The sequence below is a fragment of the Arthrobacter sp. AOP29-A2-19 genome (assembly GCF_058138025.1).
The window spans coordinates 1,551,349-1,574,491 of record NZ_CM176894.1 but is presented as its reverse complement, the minus strand read 5'-3'; the positions used below and the strand labels follow the sequence as shown (position 1 = coordinate 1,574,491).

At 62.9% G+C, this 23,143-nt stretch carries 29 protein-coding genes; 1 reads left to right on the top strand and 28 read right to left on the bottom strand.

Annotated elements, in window-relative coordinates; all coding sequences use genetic code 11:
• Positions 1–18 precede the first annotated feature (18 nt).
• From AC3ZJJ_RS07265 to AC3ZJJ_RS07175, 19 genes are all read right to left on the bottom strand, one after another.
• Positions 19–1,119, bottom strand: coding sequence for a hypothetical protein (locus AC3ZJJ_RS07265; RefSeq protein ID WP_489894951.1), 1,101 nt, complete (start codon positions 1,117–1,119; stop codon positions 19–21).
• 22 nt (positions 1,120–1,141) lie between these two features.
• Positions 1,142–1,582, bottom strand: a complete 441-nt coding sequence (locus AC3ZJJ_RS07260; protein WP_489895735.1) for a DUF4365 domain-containing protein — start codon at positions 1,580–1,582, stop codon at positions 1,142–1,144.
• A gap of 602 nt (positions 1,583–2,184) precedes the next feature.
• The gene (locus AC3ZJJ_RS07255; RefSeq protein ID WP_489894949.1) at positions 2,185–2,961 is read right to left on the bottom strand and encodes a hypothetical protein; all 777 of its coding nucleotides are present in this window, start codon (positions 2,959–2,961) and stop codon (positions 2,185–2,187) included.
• 571 nt (positions 2,962–3,532) lie between these two features.
• Positions 3,533–4,234 (bottom strand): hypothetical protein, encoded by a 702-nt coding sequence (locus AC3ZJJ_RS07250; RefSeq protein WP_489894947.1) that lies wholly within the window; start codon positions 4,232–4,234, stop codon positions 3,533–3,535.
• 5 nt (positions 4,235–4,239) lie between these two features.
• Positions 4,240–4,836 (bottom strand): hypothetical protein, encoded by a 597-nt coding sequence (locus AC3ZJJ_RS07245; protein WP_489894945.1) that lies wholly within the window; start codon positions 4,834–4,836, stop codon positions 4,240–4,242.
• A gap of 14 nt (positions 4,837–4,850) precedes the next feature.
• Positions 4,851–5,579 (bottom strand): hypothetical protein, encoded by a 729-nt coding sequence (locus tag AC3ZJJ_RS07240; protein ID WP_489894943.1) that lies wholly within the window; start codon positions 5,577–5,579, stop codon positions 4,851–4,853.
• On the bottom strand, positions 5,572–6,318 hold the full coding sequence (locus AC3ZJJ_RS07235) for a hypothetical protein (RefSeq protein WP_489894941.1): 747 nt from the start codon (positions 6,316–6,318) through the stop codon (positions 5,572–5,574). The genes AC3ZJJ_RS07240 and AC3ZJJ_RS07235 overlap by 8 nt, the downstream gene beginning before the upstream one ends.
• A gap of 522 nt (positions 6,319–6,840) precedes the next feature.
• Positions 6,841–8,139, bottom strand: a complete 1,299-nt coding sequence (locus AC3ZJJ_RS07230) for a sensor domain-containing protein (protein ID WP_489894939.1) — start codon at positions 8,137–8,139, stop codon at positions 6,841–6,843.
• Between the two features lie 169 nt (positions 8,140–8,308).
• Positions 8,309–8,542, bottom strand: coding sequence for a hypothetical protein (locus tag AC3ZJJ_RS07225; RefSeq protein ID WP_489894937.1), 234 nt, complete (start codon positions 8,540–8,542; stop codon positions 8,309–8,311).
• Positions 8,539–8,706: a hypothetical protein gene (locus AC3ZJJ_RS07220; protein ID WP_489894935.1), complete on the bottom strand. Its 168-nt coding sequence runs from the start codon at positions 8,704–8,706 to the stop codon at positions 8,539–8,541. The genes AC3ZJJ_RS07225 and AC3ZJJ_RS07220 overlap by 4 nt, the downstream gene beginning before the upstream one ends.
• 62 nt (positions 8,707–8,768) lie before the next feature.
• Positions 8,769–9,056, bottom strand: coding sequence for a hypothetical protein (locus AC3ZJJ_RS07215; RefSeq protein WP_489894933.1), 288 nt, complete (start codon positions 9,054–9,056; stop codon positions 8,769–8,771).
• Positions 9,046–9,489 carry a hypothetical protein gene (locus AC3ZJJ_RS07210; protein WP_489894931.1) on the bottom strand — a complete coding sequence of 148 codons (444 nt, stop codon included), beginning with the start codon at positions 9,487–9,489 and terminating at the stop codon, positions 9,046–9,048. Before AC3ZJJ_RS07210 ends, AC3ZJJ_RS07215 begins: the two co-directional genes overlap by 11 nt.
• Positions 9,486–9,839 carry a hypothetical protein gene (locus AC3ZJJ_RS07205; RefSeq protein ID WP_489894929.1) on the bottom strand — a complete coding sequence of 118 codons (354 nt, stop codon included), beginning with the start codon at positions 9,837–9,839 and terminating at the stop codon, positions 9,486–9,488. The genes AC3ZJJ_RS07210 and AC3ZJJ_RS07205 overlap by 4 nt, the downstream gene beginning before the upstream one ends.
• Complete coding sequence (locus tag AC3ZJJ_RS07200) at positions 9,836–10,069, bottom strand: 50S ribosomal protein L32 (protein WP_489895733.1); 234 nt, start codon at positions 10,067–10,069, stop codon at positions 9,836–9,838. Before AC3ZJJ_RS07200 ends, AC3ZJJ_RS07205 begins: the two co-directional genes overlap by 4 nt.
• Positions 9,994–10,689, bottom strand: a complete 696-nt coding sequence (locus AC3ZJJ_RS07195; protein ID WP_489894927.1) for a hypothetical protein — start codon at positions 10,687–10,689, stop codon at positions 9,994–9,996. Before AC3ZJJ_RS07195 ends, AC3ZJJ_RS07200 begins: the two co-directional genes overlap by 76 nt.
• Positions 10,686–11,258, bottom strand: a complete 573-nt coding sequence (locus AC3ZJJ_RS07190) for a hypothetical protein (protein WP_489894925.1) — start codon at positions 11,256–11,258, stop codon at positions 10,686–10,688. The genes AC3ZJJ_RS07195 and AC3ZJJ_RS07190 overlap by 4 nt, the downstream gene beginning before the upstream one ends.
• Positions 11,255–11,758: a hypothetical protein gene (locus tag AC3ZJJ_RS07185; protein ID WP_489894923.1), complete on the bottom strand. Its 504-nt coding sequence runs from the start codon at positions 11,756–11,758 to the stop codon at positions 11,255–11,257. The genes AC3ZJJ_RS07190 and AC3ZJJ_RS07185 overlap by 4 nt, the downstream gene beginning before the upstream one ends.
• Positions 11,759–11,854: 96 nt before the next feature.
• Positions 11,855–12,247, bottom strand: coding sequence for a VRR-NUC domain-containing protein (locus tag AC3ZJJ_RS07180; RefSeq protein WP_489894921.1), 393 nt, complete (start codon positions 12,245–12,247; stop codon positions 11,855–11,857).
• A 631-nt stretch (positions 12,248–12,878) separates the two neighbouring features.
• The gene (locus tag AC3ZJJ_RS07175) at positions 12,879–13,445 is read right to left on the bottom strand and encodes a hypothetical protein (RefSeq protein ID WP_489894919.1); all 567 of its coding nucleotides are present in this window, start codon (positions 13,443–13,445) and stop codon (positions 12,879–12,881) included.
• A 251-nt stretch (positions 13,446–13,696) separates the two neighbouring features.
• On the opposite strand from AC3ZJJ_RS07175, the gene AC3ZJJ_RS07170 reads away from it, so the two are divergent.
• A complete protein-coding gene (locus AC3ZJJ_RS07170) occupies positions 13,697–14,155 on the top strand; it encodes a DUF4145 domain-containing protein (protein WP_489894917.1) in 459 nt (152 codons plus the stop codon).
• A 320-nt stretch (positions 14,156–14,475) separates the two neighbouring features.
• Here AC3ZJJ_RS07170 and AC3ZJJ_RS07165 read toward each other — a convergent pair whose 3' ends face one another.
• The 9 genes from AC3ZJJ_RS07165 to AC3ZJJ_RS07125 all read right to left on the bottom strand — a co-directional run bounded on the left by AC3ZJJ_RS07165 (position 14,476) and on the right by AC3ZJJ_RS07125 (position 23,129).
• Complete coding sequence (locus tag AC3ZJJ_RS07165) at positions 14,476–17,001, bottom strand: DNA methyltransferase (protein ID WP_489894915.1); 2,526 nt, start codon at positions 16,999–17,001, stop codon at positions 14,476–14,478.
• On the bottom strand, positions 16,998–17,633 hold the full coding sequence (locus AC3ZJJ_RS07160; RefSeq protein WP_489894913.1) for a hypothetical protein: 636 nt from the start codon (positions 17,631–17,633) through the stop codon (positions 16,998–17,000). The genes AC3ZJJ_RS07165 and AC3ZJJ_RS07160 overlap by 4 nt, the downstream gene beginning before the upstream one ends.
• A complete protein-coding gene (locus AC3ZJJ_RS07155; protein ID WP_489894911.1) occupies positions 17,630–19,177 on the bottom strand; it encodes a DNA cytosine methyltransferase in 1,548 nt (515 codons plus the stop codon). Before AC3ZJJ_RS07155 ends, AC3ZJJ_RS07160 begins: the two co-directional genes overlap by 4 nt.
• Entirely contained in the window at positions 19,174–19,599 is a 426-nt protein-coding gene (locus AC3ZJJ_RS07150; RefSeq protein WP_489894909.1) for a hypothetical protein, read from the bottom strand. Before AC3ZJJ_RS07150 ends, AC3ZJJ_RS07155 begins: the two co-directional genes overlap by 4 nt.
• On the bottom strand, positions 19,596–20,159 hold the full coding sequence (locus AC3ZJJ_RS07145) for a hypothetical protein (RefSeq protein WP_489895731.1): 564 nt from the start codon (positions 20,157–20,159) through the stop codon (positions 19,596–19,598). Before AC3ZJJ_RS07145 ends, AC3ZJJ_RS07150 begins: the two co-directional genes overlap by 4 nt.
• Before the next feature lie 60 nt (positions 20,160–20,219).
• Positions 20,220–20,678, bottom strand: coding sequence for a hypothetical protein (locus tag AC3ZJJ_RS07140; RefSeq protein ID WP_489894907.1), 459 nt, complete (start codon positions 20,676–20,678; stop codon positions 20,220–20,222).
• Positions 20,679–21,023: 345 nt separating this feature from the next.
• Positions 21,024–21,332, bottom strand: coding sequence for a glutaredoxin family protein (locus AC3ZJJ_RS07135; protein ID WP_489894905.1), 309 nt, complete (start codon positions 21,330–21,332; stop codon positions 21,024–21,026).
• Between the two features lie 72 nt (positions 21,333–21,404).
• Positions 21,405–21,923, bottom strand: a complete 519-nt coding sequence (locus tag AC3ZJJ_RS07130; protein WP_489894903.1) for a single-stranded DNA-binding protein — start codon at positions 21,921–21,923, stop codon at positions 21,405–21,407.
• Positions 21,924–21,926: 3 nt separating this feature from the next.
• A complete protein-coding gene (locus AC3ZJJ_RS07125) occupies positions 21,927–23,129 on the bottom strand; it encodes an AAA family ATPase (RefSeq protein ID WP_489894901.1) in 1,203 nt (400 codons plus the stop codon).
• Positions 23,130–23,143 lie beyond the last annotated feature (14 nt).

Below are 23,143 nucleotides of genomic sequence, written 5' to 3'. Positions count from 1 at the left end.
GGCATCCCATCCTTCCCGCTATGAAAACAGCAGGGTTTCCCCCATCGGTCGTACGTGCTCGGGAGCTTCGACGACGAGGCCCTTATTTCCTGGGTTGCTTACTACCCCCTCGACCACCAGCACCTCATGGTCGCTGAACCAATCGTGCGCTGCGTCGAGTTGCGGGCGAGTCATCGTTACACGGACCTCGGAGTGCCTGCCATTGCGCATAGTTTGAATGGTTGCGTGGCCGAAGCTGAACTCTTTTTCGTCGCGCAGTTCGACAATCGGGCCGGTCAAAGTTTCAATGCGTGGCTTCTTTTCCTGCCTGTAGAGTCCCGCAGACTCCTTGAGGAGAGAGGCCGCATCGGCTGGAACCGAGATCCGCTGCGGCAGAGACTTAGCTGGGCTAGTTGGAGACCATTCAAAGTTCGCCTCGAAGGTCGATACCGCAGGCTCGGAAACCAGACTTTGAAGAGCATTGATGAGTTCGCGGCTGACTCCGGCAGCCACAGTCATGGCGAGTGTGTCCCCGGTCGGAATCTTGCCCGGCTCAACGATGCCGTGCTGAATTGCACTGAGCGCCTGCGCCAGCGTTCTACTCACCCGGCGCTCTTCGGGTTCGAAGTACTTTTCTTCGTACCGAAGAATTCCTTCTGCTTCAGGAACGACAGGCCGACTCAGCGGAATGAGCATTGGAAGAATGTACGAACCGTGTTTGGTGTGGCCCAGACGCGTGGACTCGAATATCTTCTCGCCAGCCTTTGAGTAATTGCCCCGAATATGTGCCTTGGCTCCTCGCGCCGTCGTTGCGCTAGCTCGCATCATGGTCCGAGCGGAGGCGAAGAGAGCGTGCCCGGCCTCTACTGGGATCGAGTCGCGTATATAGACGTCGTCGGCCGCCCGGAAGTTAGCGATGTCATATCGAATGAGGGCAATTCGCTGGGTCACAGCATCAACCGGGGTAGCCAGATTTTCTGCAAGTCTGTGCGCGGCCGCACTGAGTTGGTAACTACCGGCAGGCGCCACGAAAGGAACTCCCAAGCGCAGGCCATTCGGGTCGCTCCACGTATGTCCACCCGTACCGGTCCCGGCAACGCTCCATCCAGAAACCTCAAGATAGGTCGTCAGGTCGTCCAAGGTGAAATCTGTTCCTACGTGCTTAGACGTCACCGAAGAACTCCTTAACGTCATTGTGCCAAGTCGCCAATGTGGCGGCCGTGAAGCGGTTCGCCTCTGGTACGTCTATATGGCTGTAGCCTCCACCCGTGGGTATACGAGCCCAAAAGGCCGCCGTCTTGTGCACAGTCCTCGAAGATTTCGAGTGGTCGATCCAGGCATCCGGTTTGGGGTCCACTTGGACAATCAAAAAGTACTGCGGACCTTGAAGGTATGCCGCCCACTTTTCTACCATCCCCGGCTCTACATACCACCGCATATATCGGCCCGACGCGTGGAATGCTTTGGTAGTGCACTTCACCTGGACCTCTGCGGCGCCACTCGCGAACCGGACGGAAGCATCGATAGCGTTGACATCTTCGTCTGACGGGGTTTCTGCGACCCCGACTCCATAGTGCGCACATATGGCTGATAAATATGACACGCCATACCGGCCCTTACTACGGTTCAGTTCAAAACCGCCGGGTCGTCTAACAGCCGCCTGTGTCACTTGCGATTCCCCCTGATGCCCGACTTGGACCTCAATCTAGCATCAACTACATAGACGGCAGGCTCGGCCCACTAGTCCTCGTGGTTACTGGCTGGGGGCCTGCCGTCTCGTGGACTGCCCAGGAATCGAACCCGAGTGGTTGTGGTGATTGCTATACACCAGTCAGTCCTGCCCGCTTCGGGCGGTTGCCCGACCACCGCATGGGTGGTCGGCGCTATTCAGTTATGCCCGGCAGGCGTGCTGCCGGGACGTGAATCCCCTACCGACCATGTACGCCAGTAGATGGAAGGGGGTAGGGAAACATTGAGTGGGGGCGGGCCCGATCCGGGTCATGGCGTCGTGCCGTCGTAACGGTTCGCTCGCCGGAGGAGTCTGTGCAGCAGACACCCGCCCCCACGTGTGGGGAAAGTCAACCCGACTTGGGGGAACGGACTGACTTCTCTCGACCGGCACGTGTCCGATCTTGATTTCATCTTAGGGACAAAAGTCGCTTTTGCCAACTGTTGTGCGGCGTGTTACCCACGATGAGTGGGTAGTCAGCCCATGGCGTTGAGTACTGCTGCGGCGGACACTCCCTCCTGGCGGGTGGCGATGTCGCAAATGGGCGCGATTTTGCCGCGTGTGACCCACTTTTTGGCGGTGTCGTATTTGAGTTTGTGGCCGGCCGCGTTGAGTGCTTTGACGATCTGGGGGAGCGGAGCCAACACGTGCCAGGCTTCGGCGAGGATCCCGGCGCGGCGCTCTGCTGCGGAGGTGACTTCTTGGCAGCTGTCGCAGACGGCCCGGTCGTATCCTTCGTGGGCTTTGACGGTGCCGGGGCAGCGGACGATGGTGGCTTCTTCGAGCCATAGCCGCCCGCAGGCGCCGAGGGTGACTTTGGGGGTGACCCGGTCGGCGGCCTGCACGATGTCGCGTTCGGCGTCGAGGAGCTCGTCCAGCAAGTCTCCCGCCCAGTCCTCCAGTCGGATGGACGGTAGCCGCCGGGTGAGGGTGCGGGCGTTACCTGCCGGGGTGTCCGGCTGCTCGCGGGGCCCGTACTGGTCGCCGGTCAGGGTGCGTGTCCAACCGCCGAGCACGGCGGCGTACGTGTCGAGGTTGTCCATCATGCCCAGGTGGATCGGTGCCGCGGATCCTGCCGACGCTCCACCCCCACCGACGGACGCGTTGCCCACGGACATGTTGGTGAGCGTGTCCCGTGCCGTGTGGAGGACATCGGAGACGCGGCCGAGAGCCTTGGTCAGGGCGCGGGCGTCGTCATGGCAGAGATAGACGCCGTCAGGAGTCTCAGCCTCGCAATAGGCGCAGGTGCTCAAGACATTTCCTCCTGTCGGGCTTTTAGCTCTTGGACAACAGCGAGTGTTTCGCAGACGATCTTCCCAGTATTGGTGACGTATTCGTGCGCGTGCCCGCGTGCATACTGGCGCAAAGGTTCATCGAACTGGCGCCACTCCCTTAGTCGGAGGACGTCGGCGTGAAGAAGGCGCCCGTACAGGTAGATTTCCGCGAGTTCTAGTGCCGTCCCACCCCAGACTAGATTTGCGTCTGCATCCGTGATCCACCGTGTTTGTTCTCGAAGGTCGCTGGTGATGCTGGCGAGATCTGCGCGAAGGGCGCGGGTTCGAGGAGCCAAGGATCGATCGATACTGCTGATTGATGTCGTGACTCGATCTAGATGGACAGGCTCTGACTTGAGAAGTCCCAACGGTCGTACGTAAACAAGATGCTGCGTAAGGTCGGCGTCGCTTAGCCCCGCTGCGATTTTTTGACGATCTTCGAAACTCGACTCGTCGCAGCGGTGTATGAACCTGTGCAGGGGCAAGCTCACGAGGTCAATGGCCAGCTCAGCGAAAGCATCTAGTCGTTCCCAATCGTTAAGATGTTTCGTCATGCTGGTGTCCCTTCGATGGCGCGGAGTTCGGTGGGTACAACGACTTGGGCGGTCTCCCATTGCTGGGGTGTGAGGTTGAGTCCGTTGAGGATGCGGCGGAGGACGGTGGCCACTAGTTCGCCTTGGGATTCGGCGAGGCGGACACGGCGTTCCTCGATGCCGGCCTTGAGTGCGGCGGCTGAGACTTTGACCAGGTGGTCGCGTTCCCGCACGTACAGCTCGTACCAGATGGATGGGGTGGACTTGAAGGTCTCCTTGTCGATGGGGCCTTCCGGGCCCGCCCCGAACTCGTGCTGGGTGCGCCCCCACGACAGTTCGTCGCTGTCGAGTTCGGCGACCTTACTGCGAAGCCACTGCACGTGCGCGTGCGTTATGCGGATCTCTTCGAGCAGCGCAGCGCCAGGATCGACGTCAGGGTACTTCTCTCGGATGCCAAGGGTGGTCACAGTGTTCTCGAGCTCCTGCTCTGCGTTTCGGGCGTCGGCGGCGCGTTTGGCTTGGGGGCTGGCCCCACCATGCTTGCCGCACCGGGTCGCGCCTTTCGGTGGTGCCCCGCCGCACGGGTCGTCGTTCCTCTTCCGGGCGCCGCAGATCAGCCGGCCCGCCGCGTTCACCTGGCCGGGCATATACATCGGGTCGCCCTTCCACTTCTGCACGGCCGACGCGATGTGGCCGTCCAGGTCAGTTATTCGGGGCATGATTCCTAACTCAGTTCGCTGGGGTCTGCGGCGGGGGCTGGAGGTTCAATGTTGAACGCAGTGAAGACGAGTCTGAACCAGTTGGCGGCGGCGTCCGTTGTTGCGGCCACGGAACGGTTGGCTACGTGCAAGTCGTAGGACTCTTGCAGCGTCCTGCCTGGGGCATCCTTGGCCCTCGGGTCAACCGCATGGATTCCTTCACTCGGCTTCCAGCGGAGACTGCGCGTGATGTAGACGATGCCGCCCGGTGGGGGGTCGAGGAAGTTCCGGGCGGGCGGTCCGGACATCGTCACAACCACTTCATGAGCATGCCTGTTGCGCAGCCATCTCAGCCCGTCCACGACTTGGCCGTACCGATCAGCGTTGCGCGATGCTCGGTACGGGTTCTTTCCAATTGCGCGTTCCAGAGACTCGTCGATAGTCAGTGCCCACCAAACTGATTCGACGGCGGCCGCCCATGCGCCGGCGGCGTCCTTCCGTGAACTCTCGTGGCGACGGAATGCGGCAAACATGTTGTTGTAGGACCAGTGGATGCCACGCAGGACTTCCGCGGGAATGGGCGGGATGGGGTCGCCCGTCCATTTGGCAGTGGCGGCGGTCATTGGGTCGCGGACTATCATGCGTCCTGCCCCCGGTCACTCTGGGTCGGGCCGCCGCCTCCAGCGGTGCCCTCCCGTGCAGGACTGGCACCAAAGAAGACCTCTTCATCGATGCCTGGAATCACGCTAAGTCTCTCCCTTAGCTGTTCGAGTTGGACCTTCCCTTCCTTGGCCTCGGCCGGCGTGCCATTGGCGACTCTGAATTTTTCCCTTTCGGCGACCATGCGCAGGCCAGTCTTGGCACGGTCATCGGGACTGTTTTCCCACTCCTCCAGCAGGTCCATGTGGAGATCTATGGCCTTCGCCAGTCGGCGAATCCTGTCATCGTCCTTCTGCCCCGGGACTCCATTCTGGTGGAGTGCCGCGTTCAAGATGCCGAGATGCCACAAAGTGACGGGCTTGAGCTCGTTTCGGTGCTCCCAGTTGAGCATCCGCCAGATGCGTCCCGTCGCGTTGGTCTTCTGCAAGAGCTCACTCAAGTCGTTCCGCCGCTGAAGTATTGCGACTTGCGACTCATACCAAGTCGCCAGATGCGTCACCAGTGCTTCGCGACTTGCTGCAGCCGCTCGCTCCTCTCTCTCCTCCTGCGCAAGCCTCAAGGCAAGCTCGAGTTCGTTATTCATGGCTGCCAGCGTGGCGACAGAGTTCCGCCAGGCGAACGTGGCCAAGAGGGCGAGGCCCATAGTTGCCACGGCAGTGAGTGCAGTCCCCAGCATCGTGAGGAAGACGATTGTGTGTTCAGACATCCTGGTCTACTTCCACTGATGCCGAAGCGCGGACGCCGTCTAGTTGGTCAAGTTCGGTGAGCACATCCCGAAAATTCTCTTCGATCTCCTGCCTATGTTGCGGAGAGACCTGCCACTTCTGCATGTTGCCGATGTATGAGCCGATCATCTGCTGAAATGTTGCCCTGTCGCTTTCATGCTTGGCAGCAGCCAACGCCGGATTATCGTCGGCCAGGTTAGGGGAATGGATGGCGTCAACCCGCTGTCTCAGCAAGGTATTCCACGCCCCAGAGACCCGCCTGAACTCAGGGTTGTCCTTCCACAATTGCATGCTCCACCCCAGCCAAGCCCGAGTTGCAGCTTCCTTGTGGTCGGTCAACGCCTCCGCACTGATTTGGCGAGTTTTGTCCAGTACGGCATTGGCCATGTCCAAGACAGCGGTCAAGTATGTTGCCATGAGGTCGATCTGACGGCTTTGGACTGCGAGCGATTCATCAAACTCTGTCTGGTCCTTGGCGAGCCTGCCAGCAAGCTCCGCGTTAGCCATGGCTAGCTTGTTCTCGTGACTCTTTGTGCCACGTAGCACGAGATACGCGGCTGCAGCCGCAACGATGCCGCCGAGGATAGAACCGAGGGTTCCGCTAAGCAGCACTTCGGCCCATCCATTGTCACGGATGCGCTCAACGATAGCGGCTATAACCTGATCGGCCACGTGCCGGCTTGCTCGTTCGATGAGCTGTTCTTGAATGTCTGGGTTCACTGGCAAATCCTAGGCGCGTAGTCGTGCAGGTATGGCGGCACCGCGACGGTGCCGGCGAATGATCGGGTGTTGCGTGCCCGGCGATCACGGGCGGCGACGCATGGCGGGTCTGTGCTGTCTGGGTAGCATTCGCTCATGCTGCCAAATCCTCCAGTGCTGCCCGGTAGGTGCCAGGGTTCCAGATGGGGGGTGATGGGAGGCGATACGGGGGACTGGACGTCTACTACGCGGCCTGTCCAGTAGCCGACCTGCACGCACTGGATGACCTTGTCCTGTTTGCAAACATCCGGGACGCCCGACCATTCGGTGTGACGCCGCAGGCGCCCGGGGCCAGGATCAACTTCGGGGTACTTCTCACGGACGCCAAGTGTGGTCTCGGTGTTCTCGAGGACCCGAGCTGCCAGCCGCTGTTCGACGGTGTGCCTAGTTTGAAAGCTACCTCCGCCATGCCTTCCGCAGCGATTGCCGCCCTTGATTGGCGCTGCCTTGCACGGGCTGCCCTCGCGGCTACTGGCGCCGCAGTCAGTTCGCATTGGCTTCCTTGCCGCTGCGCGAAGTCTTGCCTTTAGGAAAGAACCACGACGACGTATCAAGCAACGCATAGGGATCGTCCGCAGGAAAGTCGGACATTGCGTCCTTGAAAGTGTTCCCCTCGTTCAATTCGATCGCGACGTTAGGACTCCGAGTCCTGTTTACTGCCGCGAAGGGGTTATCAGTGAATGTGCATTTTGTGAAGACGAACCTGTAGGCCGAACTGCTCCTCGGGACCTTGATGGCGCGCCCGTTAAATGTGCAGCGCTCGAACACAATCGTCCGCGGAAAGCACGGGCTGTTCGCTTCTTCGAATCGAAGTCGCGACCCCTTGAATGAAGAATCCCTGAAGACGACTCGCGATGGTTCCTCTTCCGCTGGTAGGAAAGGAAAGTCCACGAATAGGTCAGCATGAATGAGCGTCAGCATCGGAAAAAGCAGATAATCCTGTTCCGGACTATTCATGGAGACTTTTAGTAGTCCGCGCTTCACTGTCGTTTTCTGGATCACAGCGGTCGACTTTGTCAGTGACAGTTGAGCGGACTGTATCTTTACCGCCCCGCTGATATTCCATCCCACAATTTTGCCGAAGGGAGCACGGGTCGTACCGAAGTCGATGTCAGCGGAGGTCCATCCAGCACGGTCACCGTTCGTCCCGACCATGCGCTCCTGAAAAATCGCCCCGATCGTTGCTCGGCGCAGATGATTACCGCTGTCGTCCCAGCTGCCTTCGGGTAGGGCGGCAACCAACATCCTTATGCAATCGTCGCGGTCTGCGAATCGTTTGAGACGATCCCATTCATCGGCGATCGTAGCCATTGAGATGCAACCGGCAATTGCCAAGCTGGCGTTAGAGTCACCTATTTGCTGCGCGGCTGCGGAGTATCGAGTCCTCAACTGATTCTCGTACTCTGCAGCGTGCTGTTGCCTGGTCAGTTCGTATGTCCGTGACGACAGATCCAACGTTTTGGAGGCCTGAGTTTGGGCCTCTGCCGAAAGCTCTAGCGCCCTTTCGGCCACATGTTGCCTGCGATAGGACAAGAACAGAGTGACGCCGACTCCGAGCGCTGCAACGGCCGTGATCCCGTTGCGCACGACTTCGAACATTTCCTGTTGGTCCAATGGTGGAATCCACTGCCAGGCATCACTTGTCACGGTGGCTTGGGCCGCGAAGTACCAAATGGCGAGGAATAGGGCAGCGCATGAGGTAACAAAGCCCCACAGAACAACCCAGCCAAGGCCCATCACCGTTGCCTGTTTCGGGGCTTCTTTTGTGTCAGTTTCACTCATACGCCAATCCTAGGTGCGGGATCCAGAAGGTATGGGAGGGCCACGACGGCGCCGACTAGGCGCTTAGCAGCTTGCCGGCGCAGTTCGACGCATGGCGGGTGTGGGCAGCCTGGGTAGCATTCGGAAGCCTGCCGTGGCTTGGGTGGCTGGTAGGGCACGTCGTAGTAGGTCACAGCGCGCCTACCATCCCCTCGATTTCTACATGGTCGAGTGCGTTGACGGAGCCGTGGTCGGCCCCGAGCTCGTCAATGACGACGAGTAGGACGGTGCCGTCGGCGAGGTGGTTGACTTCGAGCAGTTGCCCTTTGATGGTGCGGGTGTCGGAGTGCCGGCCGCCGGGGATAGTCGCACGGAGCCGACGGCCACGGTCGAGACCGGACAAGGTTTGGGCTGGACGGGTCACGGTGCCGGCAGACTGGTCACGGGGACGAGGTGGGAGTGCGCGATATCGAAGTCCGCCGTCGCCCCTTTCGCTTCGAGGCCAATCGTGGTCACGCCGTTGGCGTGGTGGCACACGGCGATGAGTGTCCCGCCGAAGTGGACGGCCGCCCCAAGGTCCTTAGGCATCACACCTTCGACAGTTTCGCCGATGTGATACCCGGACAGCCTTCGCGCTTCCATGCTGATGCTCATGCCTTGCCCCTGAGTTTGGTGCCGTCGCCGCTGATGGGGGTGGCCCAGCCACGGTGATGGTAGTCGGACACAACTTCGCGGACGTTGTCGAACTCCTGTGCGGCGTACTCGTACTGCTCCCTCTGCTCGGGGTGATTGTTCGGTCCGCACCAGCAGTCGCCGTATTCTTCGTGGCTCATCGTCTGCACGACGTACTTGGACAGGTCGACGGCGGCGTTGAGGTCGGCCAGGGTCGGCGCGGTGTGCGGGTGGTAGGCGGCGGCAGCCTTCTCGTTAGCGCCCATCAGTGGCCTCCAGTGCCTTGATGGTCGGACAGGGCCAGTTGACGTCGCTGTAGCTGGGGTCGTACTCGCAGTCTTCGATGTCACTAATGACCGAGCTATCCGTGCAGGTGCGGCAGAGGGTTGCCATTTCGATCTGCTCGCCGTCGGCGTCGGTCTTGAATACCCCGTTCATGACGTCGAATTCGTAGACGGTCACGGGAGGGTGCAGCGCCTTCACGGCGTCGAGCTGTGCAGCCTGCGCGTCGATGTGGGCCAGTAGCTCCGCGATGACCTTGTGTCCGGCGAGGTGTTCGGCGACGGTCTCCACACCGGTGCCGCGCCGAATGACCGTGGTCACTTCGTCGGACAGGTCGGCCACGTTGTACGCGAAGTCCGCTTCACCCAGCGCGTCGGCCAGGTCCTCGAAAAGCTGATCCCGGGATATGTCGCTCATTCGCCGGCCCCGTAGTGCAGGACGGTCGCGGGGAGTGCGATGGCACGGAAGCGGCCTTGCGGGCCGACCTGGTCGTAGACACGGTGGAACCCGGACTCGTCGTGGGTTTCGCTGATGCGGTACACGTCGCCGTGCTCGCGGTAGGAATCCAGCACGACTGAATCCAGGGGCAGCGCTTCGAGTTCTTCAACGGTGGTCACGGTGCGTGCCTCGTGGGCGGCGATGAGGATGACGCGCACCTCGGCGGAGAGTTCTTCGACGGCGTCGGGCTGGTAGCGGCCGCCCATGCTCTTGTCCCATGCGAGGGCTGCGGCTTCGACTTCGGCTTCAGTGGGCTGGTAGTCGCTCATGCGCGGGCCTCCGTGTCTTTCGGTGCAGCGTGGGCTTTCACCCAATCTTTGAGGCAGGCAGCTCCGCAGATGTCGCCTTTCGTGCCGTCCCGCTCCGTGACGGTGATGGGGGTGGGCTTCTGGGTGCCGCACTGGTCGCAGACGGTAACGGTGCTCATTTCCCTGCCTCCAGGGTGCTGGCGGCGTTGGCGGCGTCGGCGACCCGTTGTGCGTCCTGCCGGGAGGTGAATCCGTAGTCCCGCGGGGCGGCCATGAGCGTGTCCAGGTTGACCCCGTTGGGGGATTTGAGGACGGCGGCTGTGGTGAAGTAGTCGTTATCGTCCGCAAAGCGGCGGGCGACCGGCTCGTACCAGACCACGATCTCCCGGTTGCGCCGGGTGACCTCCTGCACGAACGTCTCCTGCGGCTCAAGGTAGGAGGTCGTTGTGGCGCACTCGCACCGCTCGGCGCTTTCCCGACCGCGGGGGGTGGTGTAGTGGAGGTTGCGGTCCTCGTCGCACTTCTCGCACTTGGGTCCCTGCTGGTGAGCTATGCCCAGGCGATAGCGAGGTTCAGCGAGGGTGGCCAGCAGGGTGCGCAGGCCCTCCTTCTGGACCTCGGCCTTGGCCTCCCGGGAGGCGCGCTCCATCTTCCGCTCGTACTCGGCCCGGGCGTTCCGGGCGTCCCGCTCCAGCTGGTCCAGGTGGGTGATCTTGTCGGCCAGTTCCCGGTTCTTGGTGCGCAGGGTCTCCAGTTCGTCCAGGACTTCGCGCTTGACGGCGGCGCGCAGCGTGTCCTTGAAACCGTCGATCGCTTCGTCGAACTCGCCGGGTTCGGGGTAGAACTCCTCGTAGTAGGGGGTAGCGCTCATTTGCCTAGCTCCAGTTCGATGAGGCGGTCGATGGCGGCACGCATCCCGATGCCGAGGTCTGCGTAGCCGAACGCGTTGGTGTACTCGTTGGCTAGTTCGTTGCGGCGGCGGGCCAAGTCTTCGTCGTTTGGCCAGATGACCGCATCCGCGAAGTCGTCGTGGAGTTCGCGTGCGGCCTTGGCGATCTTGATCCAGCGGTTCTTGTTGGCGGCGGGCGGCCAACCGTTCTTCGGTGGCAGGCCGGCGACCGCGAGGCAAAGCCGGAGTGCTTCGGCTTCGAGGGCCGCCTTGTCAGCGTTCGCTTGGGCGATTGCTTTGACGTTGCCGATGTGCTCACGCAGGGACAGCACGGCATCCTCTAGGGCGGTCGGACCCTCGGCGGGATTGGGGCAACCAGAGTTGCCTGCGGCTTCGAGTACGGCCAGGGCGAGGGCAGGGGCATCGCCTCGGCTGAGGGCACGGCCCGTAGCCGGGGCGCCGGCCGAGTCTTGGAACTCGATGACAACGAGGTTGCCGCCGATGGACCCGATTTGGACCTTGTCGCCATTGTCTGCGGTGAACGTGCTCACTTGCCGGCCTCCAGTGCTGCGATCGCGTAGGCGAGGGTCTGCGAGTCGAGGCCCTCGGTGCCGTCGAAGGGCCCGGACAGTTTGGTGATTGCGGCGTCGATCCGATCCTCGGTGGCGATGATGCGGTCGATGAGGTTCTGCGTGTAGTGCAGCTGCCTACCGTAGGAATTGACGGCGGTGAACTCGTCCGCGAGTTTGTCGCGGCGCCCGGCCAATTTGGCTTCCCGCTCCTTGGCTTCGGCTTTGGCGCGCTGAATTCCGATGTGCTCGCGGAGGTGTGCAAGTGCCAACTGGTCGGACTCGGCGTGATCGAAAGGCGCCTCCTGCACTCCCGCGGCTTCGAGGAACGCGAGCGCGATGGTCGGCGCGTCTGCTGCGGGGAAGACGGCGCAAATGGAGTGCCGGCCGTCCTGGAGGTCGATGTAGACGTCCGGTGATGCAATGCGGGTCTCGACGGTCAGCGCGATGCTGTTGTCGAAGTCGGTCTTGAAAGTACTCATTGGGTGTCCTTCGGGTGGGGCGATTGTTGCCGTTGTCTGCTGCTGGTCACCACTCTATCGCCTACCAGTAGGTATGTCACCCACGACTGGTGGGTATCACTGGCGCAACTCCGCCACGATCGAACCGTCAACCAACCCCGCCGGCCGCCACACCCCAGCATCCTGGCCCGCCGCCGCCAGAGCTTCCACCCACGCCTTCTGCTCCGGCGACACCCGACCCGCCGCCGTCTTCAACTCCCGGAACAACACCCGGCCCCGCCGCGTGCTCACCAACACCAGGTCAGGGAACCCCGGCGCACTCCGGCGGCTGTCATGCGTGTGATACCGAAGCTCATACCCGTGGAACGCCGCCAACTTCAACACCGCCGACTGGAAGTTCCGCTCCGACATCGGCGGCAACACCCGGGCCGGGACCGCAGCGCCCCGGGTGCTGGGCTGGCTTCTCCCGGTCGAACGGGTGGCGGCTGGGGGATTGCGTGTCGTGGTCATTTCTGGGGCCTCCTGTGGGTCACTGGCGGTTGGGGTCGGCATGGTTTGGGTGGGGCTCACCTACGGTGGGGTCTGCGTTCCAGCGTTTGCCGATGTGGGTTGGGGGGCGATCTCCGACTTTGACGTCTGCGAGGCATGAGCGGCAGTTGTGAGCGGGTTCGGTGTCGTGGTCTTGGCAGGGGGCGGGTGGCGGGAGGTGGGCTTTGGCGGTTTCGGGCCAGTGGTCGCCGGGGTGGAAGATCGGGGCGGGGGTTTTGCAGGTGGGGTCGAGGGCTTTGGTGGTGGCGGCGAGGATGAGTGCGCCGAAGCTGGGGACGTTGCGGTTGTTGCCGAGGATTGTCATGAGCGATTGGATGCCCCATTCGGGCCTGATCTGGTGGAGCGTGTGTGCGACGAGGCTGGCTTGCTGGTGTGTGAGGTCTGGCATTGGGGGTCCGTTCGTTGCGTGTGGTGCTGGTGGGGCAGGGTGTCGTGCGTCACTTAACACCATTTGCTGGGAGGTCGCTAACCGCGGGTTTGGGGCTTGGTCGCTTCGGTGCTGGTCAGCTCGGTGTGGCGTGCATTCCAGTGTGGCGGCGCTTGACGGACATCACATCTGCGGAGCGCCAACCAGGTGTCGCGTGCCTTCGCGTCACTTAGGTGACGATTGGTTGGAAACTCTTTCTCGGTCTTTGAACTGATCAACAGCGATTCTTGGATGGGGCTGGGAGGTGAGTAGAAGTACTTGGTCTTGGTCTTGGTCTTGGGCATTGTTCCGAGTGCGTTCCGTACTGCGTTCGGAACGGTGGCGGGAACGCGTTCGGAACGCGTTCGGAACGCGTTCGGTGGTTGGTTTAGAACGGGGGGAGGCTGGTTTCTTTGTGCGTTCCTCCGCCTCTTTTTTGAGCCGGTGGCGTTCCTTGCGTTCGGCGGCGTCCGCCTTGTCTTGCAGGACCTTCACCCTCGTCCGCTGGTATTCGGCCCAGGACAGGAACATGTACCCGTCGTCTGTTTCCTCCCACAGGCGGGCCTTCACAAGCTTCCCGGCCAGAGACTTCCCGCGGGGCCACGAGTCCACAAACCATGTGGGGACGTTCCCGTCGGTCAGGTAGTCCGTGCAGTACGTCCCCGCGACCGTCCAGAGCCCTATGGCTTCGAGGCCGGCACCCCTGACTTTGGGGTGCGAGTGCATCTTGTCGTCGGCGTTGAACCAGGCCATGTTCAGCCCCTTTCCGGGATAATCTGAGGGCAACTTCTATCGGATTGAGGGCAGAAATGTCGCATTGGGATAACCGGAAATGTGGCTGGTGCGGGACCATCGCGCATATGAGTCCGGCGGGCCAGGTAGTCATTCACCACGACATTCACGCCGGGCAGAAGGTCGCGTGCGGCCCGTTCAAGTGCGCTAAGTGTGGACGTATGTCCATAGGAGTCCACCTGTCTCCGGGCAGGAATGTGGGCACTTACGGTATGGACACGTGGCACTACGATCCTCCGCATATTTGGTCTCCGACGTACGTCGAAGGGCAGGACTTCGAGGATGTGCCCGAACACATCGCGGTGGCTGCTGGCGAGGCGTATAAGTCGTCCAGCATTGGCAACGACATGTCCGCCATCCTCATGGCGCGAACGGTGATTGAAGCGACCGCTAAGGACCGAGGCATCACGTCGGGGAGCCTCGCTGCAAAAATTGATGCCATGGAGGCCGCGGGGCTCATTCGCGCACACGTCAGGGAATCCGCGCACGAAGTCCGGCACTTTGGCAACGACATGGCTCACGGAGACATCACCGTTCAAGTGGAAGTCGAGGATGTGGCTGAGGTGCTGGCTCTTATGAACGAGATCTTGAACGAGGTCTACCAAGGGCCCGCGAGGCTCGAAAAGGTGCGTGCACGGCGTCTGGCTAGGAATGGCGCCTCCGGGGTGTGAGTTCATCGGGATTCCTTCCTGTTGATGATGCTGGTCCAGTGCCAGGATCCGCGGTCGCACACGTAGTAGCGGACCCTGTTCGATCGGCCTTTGACTTGCGCGATTGCCTTGTGGAGGCGCCGGGATTCTTGCTTGGTGGGGGCGTACACCTTCCCGCATACGCAGTAGGCGAGGTGGAGTTGTCGGGGCGGATGGTGTTTCACTCGGTGCGCTCGGGGAAGTGTCGAGTGGCGACGTGCTGGGGCGACATTGTGAGACTTTCTGGTGCATGTGCCGCCAGTGGGCAATCTACCCACTGGCGGCGGTTCAGTTGGGCATGACTATGCTGCGGGTCGTGTTGCGGTGTCCTCCAGGTCGAAAAGGGTTGGCATGTCCTGTTTCCGTTCCTCGGCTTCGAGGTATTTCACGGAGTCGGCCCAGTATCCGGGGTTGAGTTCGGATGCCCGGCCGCGGCGGCCTTGCTTGATGGCCATGAGCGGGACGGATCCGAGACCGCCGAAGGGGTCGTACACGAGGTCGCCGGGGTTGGAGTAGCGGGCGATCAAACGCTCCGGGATGTCGAGGGGGAACGGGCACACGTGCATCTGGACGTTGCGGCGTTTCTGCTCCCCGTTGAGGGTGTGCATGCGGGTCACGTCGTGCCACACGTCGGGGGTCCAGGATCCGGGCGCGAGGGACATGAACGTGGCCGGCAGTGCGCCCTTCCCTTCGAGCGATTCGCCGATCTTCACATGGGATTCGTAGTCGTACACCTCCCGCAGTGTCTGGTCGGTGAACAGCCTCGAGCGCTGCTCCACGGGCAGTGCGGCGAGCTCGTCCGGGGTGAGCGGCCGGTCGCCGGAAGACCGCCAGAACGCGTGCGCGTCGACCTGCCAGCGGGCGAGGGAGTAGTCGGCTTTCTCCTTGGCCACCCGCTCGTCTGCGTAGCCTTTGGACCGGTCGGTTTGGGGCTTGTGGAACAGCAGGATGTATTCGGGGGAGCCGACACCCATCTTGGTTCCGTCCTTACGCATCTCCGTGTAGCCGAGCCGGTACGTCTGGTTGTTCTCCCGGACGACGTCGGTGACGACGGTGATCATGCCCATGAAGTCGAAGTTGTGCTTGAGGCCGTGCATGAGCGCTTCCGCGTGGAATGGGGAGACGGTGGGGACGCCGGCGCCGGTGACGTTGCCGAAGTTGATGCGGTCCTTCACGTGGCAGGCGTAGATCCTGCCCGGGGCGAGCATGCGGTGCAGCTGCGGGGTGAGGTAATCCATCTGGGCCCAGAAGTGGTCGTTGTCGTCGGTGTGCCCGAAGTCGTTGTAGCTGGGCGTGTACTCGTAGTGGTTGGAGAACGGGATCGACGTGACGATCAGGTCCACCGAGTCGGTGGCCATGTTGCGGGTTTCGTCCACGCAGTCGTTGTTCGCGAGGAGCCACCCTTCCCCGGACGCTTCGAGCCGTTCCACGCCCATGGAGCGGGTGAGTGCTTCCGTGATGCTGTTCCGGGAGAGCCCGTATTGCTTGATGATGTCGGTCATGGTGTTGGTCAGCTCCTTGTGTGCGGTCCATTTGGTTTTGAGGGCGGCAACGACTTCGCCCTCGGATTCGGCGTGGATCATGTGGATGGTCACCGGGCGCTGCTGTCCGAACCGTTGGATGCGGTGCCAGGCTTGGAAGGTGTCGTTGAACTTGTAGGTGACGCCGGCGAAGATGGCGGAGTTGCACTGCTGGAAGTTCAGGCCCTGGCCCAGCTGCACGGGCTTCCCGATGAGCGCGTAGGTTTCCCGGTCCCGCCACTGGTCGATGCGGCGTTCCGCCTCGTCGGTGTCGAGTGAGCCGTGCACGGACGAGTGGGTGAGCCCTTCGGCCTTGAATGCCTTCTCGATCGCGGCCTGCTCATCGTTGAGGTCGCACCAGAGGATGATCTGCCCGTCGTCCTTCGCATGGTGTTCGCGGACCATGGCCATCATCAGGCTGATGCGGGATTCGAGGCTGTCCCGCTTCTCCCGGGCCGTGCCCTTCAGGTCTTTCGTGCCGCCGCGGAAGAGCCGGGCTTGGCCGTCCCGTTCGACCTCCGCGGTGGTGTGGTCCACGGGCACTTCATGCCATTCCACGGTCATGGCCGGCAGGTCGTACCCCTCATCGGAGTAGCCGAGGTCGGAGGGCCGTTGGAGGAAGATCGACCACGAGTTCAGCCACATGAAGAACTCGTCCCGCTTGTGCGGGTACAGGGTCAGGTTGTTCGCCTTGGTGGAGTCGCGTTGGAACCACCTGGTGAGGGCGCCGCCGGTGTCCATGATGCCCAGGAACCCGGCGTAGTGGATGAGCTCCTTGTACCGGTTGGGGGAGGGGGTGGCCGTGGCGACGAACCGGTAGGGGACGGTCTCGAACATGGTCAGGAACGTCTGGTACGTCTTGGACCCGAACGACCGGAGCACGCCCGCCTCGTCCAGGGACACGGCCGTGAACTGGTTGACGTCGAGCTTCCCGTCACGGACGGTCTCGTAGTTGGTGACGTAGATGCCGGGCCCGTCGATGTCCTCGGCGCGCCGGATGAACTTGATGTCCACGCCGCAGTGCTGCCGTCCGTCGCGGATGAACTCGCCGCGGACGCCGAGCGGGGCGATGATCAGCGCGGATCCGCCAGCGTGGGCGAGCGTGAGACGCAGCGTCTCGATCTGCATCACGCTCTTCCCGAGACCGAACGCCGCGAAGATCGCCCGCCGTCCACCCTCCACCGCCCATGCGACGACGGCTTTCTGGTGGTCCTTCAACACCGGGCTGACGTCGGCCAGCTCGATCGGCTGCCCATAGTTCTTCTCGAACGCAACCTTCGCCTTCAGGAAGTCTGTGTAGTCGCTCATGCCGCGTGCCCCTTCTCGGTGATGGCCTTCATCGCCCGGTACTCGTTCAGCCCGCCGACGATCGCGTGCAGGCACCAGAGAAACTGTGCCGAGTAGGTCTTGAAGTCGTGCTCCCAGGCGTCCATGTAGCGCCAGCCGCCGGCGTTGAACTCGTCCAGCGCGTGGAACGCTTCGGAGGAGTCGCATGGCAGGTTGTACAGCAGCTCGGACCGGATCGACCGCCACACAGACGCCGCGAAATACGGTTCCTCCTGCTCGCGGCGCTGCCAGAAGTTCTCCAGCACGAACCGCTTGAACTCGACCTCGCTGTACTCCTCCCGGGGGCTGTGCTTGTCCTCGGCCTCCACTTTCTGCGCCCAGTAGCCGGCGTTCACGTGCCCGCGGAAGAAGTCGGCCATGTCCGTAATGCGCGAGAACACATAGGTCCCCATGTCGCCGCGGATCGTCAGCTGGCCCGGCGTCGTGACGATCTCGAACCAGTACATGCTGGTCCCCGGCTTCTTGAACAGCAGGTGCCGGTAGAGGCCCTGATCCAGCCGCACGGTCATTTCATGCTCGGCCGTGTCGCGGTTGTAGCGGGCCAGCATTTCCGGGTGGTAGCGGTCCTGGGGGTGTACTTCGAGCGGCTTCACGCTGCCACCCCCAGGGAGTCAGCGCCGATGCTGATGAGGTCGCGGGCGGCAGGCGGAGTGACGGCGTTGCCTGCCTGCTTGACCTGCTCGCGCTTGTTTCCGGTCATGATGTACTCCTTCGGGAAGGCCATGCCCGCAGTGATTTCGTGCGGTTCGAGCATGCGGAACGTGCAGTCTTCAACGCGTGGCGGGGTCGTGGACATGAGCCCGTGGTGCTGCCCGTTGGCGGCGAACGTGTCCATGACGTCGTGCGGCGACTTGGGTGCGTTCTGGCCACGGAGCGTGATCATCGCGTACCGGTCGACGGTGGTGAGAGTGCCGATCGGTTCGGTGACCCGCTGCGGCTTCGAGGATCCGTAGTAGGGCATCAGCAGGGCGGTCTCGTTGCGGGTCGTCTGCGTGCGCATCGCATCGTAGGCCGACGCGGCTTCCTTCCCCTCACGGCCTTCCACCGGGATCATGAGCGGCGGCACGGCAAGGCCACGCGTGTAGCTCGTGGTCTGCGTCGCGAACGGCTCCCCGGTCCGGCTGATGATGTTCGACCCGCGGACCGAGTCGATGACCAGCCCATGCTCGAGGCTGCCCGTCTGCGTGCGCAGGGCCTCGTGCGTCGGCCAGATGCGGTAGTAGTTTCCACCCTTGCCTGATGCCGAATCGTACGTGTTCCCCTGGGCGTGGACCTGCAGCGGCCCGTGCCCGAACTTGTCCAGTCCCGCCTTGATCCTGGCCATGGTCTTTGGCGCCAGCGGACGGGTGCGGTCGCCGATGCGCTGCGCGGGCAGCGACCAGTCGATGGCGGAAGCCGCGGGGAGCCAGCCGGGCTCGATGATCGCATTCCGGCAGGACACGTTGGGGCATCGGTAGACGTACTGGGCCCGGTAGCGGCCCCACCGGTCAGCCTTCTTGAACACCTGCATGGCCCGGACGGTGTCGTCGCACGTCGGGCAGTACGCCATCGGGCGGAGCCGGTCGAAGTCGGGCTTGGCGTTGCCCTTCTTCCAGAACATCACGTACATCCGGTCCCGGGACTGCGGCGCCGGCAATCCCGCGAGCTGGGCGTGCATGCTGTTCATGTAGACGATGTGGTGCTCGTACCCGAGCGACTTCATGGCCATCAGCCAGGCGTCGAACATGATCCAGCGGGCAGCGTCAACGACGTTCTCAGTGATGATCAGCTTGTAGTTGTGGTGTTCCGCGAACCGGGGGACGTCCCACATGGTGGCGCGGGACCGGTCTGCTGCCTCGTCGGCGAGGTGGTCGCCGAACAGATCCGGCTGGTTGGTGATGCGCTTCCGGCCCTTGGCCACCGAATGGTTGGTGCACTCCGGGGAGGCCCACAGGATGTCGGAGTGCGCGACGTAGCGCGGGTCGGTCTGCGAAATGTCTGCCTGGACGTGTGCCGCGTCCGGGTGGTTTGCGTTGTGGGTTTCGATGGCGCGGTCCCAGTGGTTCATCGCGGTGCGGACCTCGATGCCCGGGACGCTAATCGCCCCGGTGGAGGATCCGCCGGCGCCGCAAAACATGTCGGTCAGGGTGAGGCTCATTTGTTCTCTCGATTCAAGAATTCTTTGCGGGCATCGTCGTGGATTTCGTCCGGGGATAGGCCGTGCTCAGTGGCCCATTCCCAGATGAGCTCGTGCCAGTCGCCCATCTCGCCTCGAAGGTTCCAGTCATGCGCGACCCGGTCTGCGTCCCGCGGGGCGTGCTTCTGGATCTGCATGAGGAGGTCGACGGCGCCGGCGGAGGCGAGGAACGCCTGCAGGTGCACCCGATACTTCAGCTTGGCGATGATGGCAGCGTCCGACTTGTCTTCAGCCGCGAACCCGAAGGCTTCATCGACAAGGATTTCCATCGATGCCGAGATCTTCAGCGCAGAATCGAGTTCGCTCTTGATCAGGAGCTCGGCTGTGACGATTGGATCCGGCCAAGCAATGTCCGGCAGGACCGGCTGGACGACGGCGCTCATGGGAGCCTCACCGGCATGACCAGCTTTTTGGTGCCCTCGTCGTCGGAGGGGGTGAACAGCGCCGGCTTCGGCGCCTCGGTGAACCCGATGCGCAGCTGCTCGCCCGGGGTGACGGACACGGCCCACATCAGGTACGCAGGGTTGTATGCGACGGTGATCGGGTCGCCGTCCAACTCGCAGTCGATGGTCTCCTGAGCCTGCGCGTCCTCGCCCGTGCCGGCGTCCACCGTCACGGTCTCGGCGCTGAAGACCAGGCGTACGGGTGTGTTCCGCTCGGCCACGAGCGACACCCGATCCAGCACGTCCGCGAGCTCCTGGCGGTCCAAGAGCGCGACCGTAGGCGTGTGGTTCGGGAACAGGGAAGCGATTTTCGGGAAGTCCCCGTCAACGACCGTGGTCGTGGACGCCCGCTGTCCGGACCGGATGCCGAAGAGGTTGCCGTCGTGCAGCAGGCTCGTCGCGCCGGCGGTTTGCTTTGACATGTCCGCCAACCACTTGCCCTTCACGTTCACCATGAAGTCATCGCCGGCCGGAGTCCACGGGATAACCGCCTCCGCCAGCCGGTACCGGTCGGTGGCCCGGAAGGTCAGCTTGTCGCCGGTGGCCGAGATATTGACGGCTCACAAGAACTGCAGGGCCAAGTCGCTGGCCACCGCACCGGTCACCTGCTCCACGGCGTACGCCAGCGCGGCGCCGTCCACCGTCCCGGCGACGTCGCTCACGTCGTGGATCGTCGGGTAATCGGCCAGGTCCATGGCCGCGAGGCTGAACACGGCCGTGCCCGCCGTGATCGTGGCCTTCGACCCATCCACGGTCAGCTTCATTGTGCGCTTGCCCAGCTTCCGCACAATGTTCGTGAACATGCCCGCGTGCAACAGAACGTTCCCCGCGGTGGCCACCTCGGCCTGCACGGTCGTGCGGGACGATTCCGTGTAGTCGGAACCCGACAGCAGGATCTGGTCGGTGGCGGCTTCGATGAGGATGCCGCCCAAGACGGGCTTCACCGGTCGCTGGCTGATCGTCTTCGACGCGTAGGTTGCCGCTTCTGCGAAGACGGCTGAGTTCAGGCTCAATTCCATGTGCTTCTACTTCTCCTTGGTGAGTACTTCAGTCGCTCTGGCGACGACGTGGTGTTGAAAGGCTGGGCCGCTGGCCATGTGGTCCAAGGCCAAGCGGAGGTACTTCTCGAGTTCTTGAATGCGGGCCTGTGCGGCATCAAGTTCAGCGGCCAACGACAGGCCGGGTTCCCCGTCCCACCGGTACTGTGTCTCGGCTCGGGTTGGGGAGTGCCCTGAGACTGTTCGCACGGTTCACCTCCCTTTGCTCCGCGTTCTCCCGCCAGTGGCAGCCGCAGGTGCGATTTCGGGCGCAGACACCGTCGAATGGGACCCGGCAGCAGGCTTGCTGGCATCCGTCACGCTTGCTCATGCGGCCGCGTCGCGGTGGGTGATGTGCTTCGCGATCTTGACCGGCTGGAGTCCGGACCAGACGATGTAGCCCGATTCGGTGGATGCGACGATGACGGGCATTTGCCGGTAGCCGAGGACTTCGGTGACGTACTTGAATGCCGTCTTATCCTTTTCGACGTCCACCTCCGTGTAGAGGATGTGGTGTTCGTCGAGCTTTTCTTTGGTCTTGCGGCAGCCGAAGCATTCCCCCTTGGAGTAGAGGACGACGGCGACGCCGTCGCGCTCCTGGATGCGTTCGGTCAGGTCAGTGATGTCGGAGGTCATGATGGTTCTTTCTGGGGAGGGTGGCGCGCACCCTCGTCTGGGGTGGGGGTGCGCGCCGGGGCGGGGGAGTGGTTAGAACGGGGGTTCAGCGGCCGAGGAGCTCGAGGAGTTGCCGCCCCATCCGCCACCGCCGCTGGTGTTGCCCCAGCCGCCGCCCGTTCCGGCGCCGTCGGGTGTCCACGAGCCGTCCGTAGCGCCGCGGTTTGCGGTACCTTCGCCGGAGCCGCGGGCGGACCGGGTGACCTTCGCGGATGCGTACTTGAGCGAGGGCCCGATTTCGTGGACCTCGAGTTCGGTGACGGTTCGCTTCTCGCCTTCCTTCGTCTCGTAGCTGCGCGACTTCAGCTGGCCCTGGGCGATGATGCGCATTCCCTTGGTCAGCGTTTCGGAGACGTTCTCGGCGGCTTCCTTCCAGACGGATGCGCGGAGGAAGAGGGTTTCCCCGTCCTTCCACTCATTTGTCTGGCGGTCGAAGGTCCGGGGCGTGCTCGCGATCGTGAAGTTCGCGACGGCCGCACCGGCCGGGGTGAAGCGCAGCTCCGGGTCACCGGTCAGGTTCCCGATGACGGTGATGATCGTTTCGCCGACCATGGCCTAGGCCACCTGTCCGTCTTCGATGACAATCCCGCGTTCGCCGGAGTCGTCCACCATCTCGATCCAGACTTGGAAGTCGTGCTCCTTGGCCATGGCCTCGATGAGTTTGAGGTTGTCGGCGTCGAGCAATGACCCGTCTGCGATGCGGATGACCCGGAGTGCCGGGTTGAGCGCGATGGCCATGGCGAGCGAGACGCGCAATTGTTCGGCGCTGGACGCCTGCTTGAATGGGACGCCCTGATAGGTGACGCCGCTGTCGTCGAAGCCGAGTGCAGGGACGGGGAACTTCGCAGCGGCGAGACCGTCGGCTTTGCGCTGGTCGATGGCGGCGAGCTGCTCGGTGAGCTTGCCGGCCTTGGCGACGGCCGCCGCATGCTGGTCTTTCGCCCACTGGTAGTCGGCGTACTCGCGGGCCCGGGCGTTGGTCTGCTCGGCGCCGTCGATCTGCTGCTGAATCGCGGCGTGGTCGACCGGCGCCGTGTGGGCCTCGAAAGCGGCAGCCGCGCTGGCCGCCTCGCTTTCGGCCTCCGCGAGCTCCTGGCGCAGCTTCTCCACGGTCAGGGCCGTGCTCTCGGCGCGCATGTGGGCACGGCCGTAGCTCTCGTTGTTGGTGACCGCATCGCGATATTGGTCGAGGAGCCCGGAGACGCTGACCTCTTCTACGGGCTCGGTCGCGCTGTAGCCGGCGGCCTGCGCCGCCAACTCCTTGACCTTCCGATTCACGTCGGACCGCTGGTCGAACACCGTCTTGCGCTCGGCATCGAGGCTTGCCGGATCGAACGGCAGGTCCACGAGGTCGAGGAGAGTCGCTAGCTGGTCGCGGTCGGACAGCTGCGTGAACGCGAGCGGGTCCAAGGAGAGCTTCCCCAGCAGGTCGTCCAGTCGGGTCTGCCCCTTCGGGAACGCGGCGCCCTCAGGAGACGTCACCTTCAGCGTGGAGCCGGAGGCGGTGAACTTGCGGGTCACGATGAGGTCTTCGGTTTCGAGGACGATCTCGGCGCGTTCCTCCCCGTCCCGGATCGGCTTCGGTGTGGTCTTCGCGTTGATGCCGCCGAGCGCCGCGGTGATGGAATCGAGGACCGACGACTTCCCCTGCCCGTTCTTCCCTGCGACGATGACCAGGTTGCCGTTCTGGTCGGGTCGGATTTCGACCGCTTTCAGGCGCTTGTAATTGGTGGATTTCAGGCTAATAATCTTTGACATGTTCAGGCTCTCTC